This is a genomic window from Microtetraspora sp. NBRC 13810, assembly GCF_030268685.1.
In the GTDB taxonomy this organism is placed as follows: domain Bacteria; phylum Actinomycetota; class Actinomycetes; order Streptosporangiales; family Streptosporangiaceae; genus BSRQ01.
The window spans coordinates 1-255 of the sequence record NZ_BSRQ01000101.1 but is presented as its reverse complement, the minus strand read 5'-3'; the positions used below and the strand labels follow the sequence as shown (position 1 = coordinate 255).

Annotated in this window: 1 protein-coding gene; it reads right to left on the bottom strand. The window is 71.8% G+C overall.

Features of this window, described 5'->3' with window-relative positions; genetic code table 11:
- On the bottom strand, positions 1 to 255 hold a 255-nt coding region (locus tag QSK26_RS41620; protein WP_285780880.1), incomplete at both ends, for a glycosyltransferase.

Sequence of the window (255 nt, the reverse complement as noted above, 5' to 3'; positions counted from 1 at the left end):
AGGGTTCGTACCACGGCACGGTGACCAGGACGTCGGCGGAGCGGAGCAGGGCGGGGACCTCCGGCCGGGGGATGCTGCCGATCAGGGTGACCCGGTCGGTCAGGCCGTGTGCGTCGGCCAGTTCGCGCAGCCGTGCGGCTTCGGGGTCGTCCGTGGTGCCGCCCGCGATGACGAGTTCGGTGTCGGGCAGGAGCCGGAGTGCCTGGATGATCGTGCCGATGCCTTTGCGTGGGACGAGGCGGCCCAGGCTGAGCA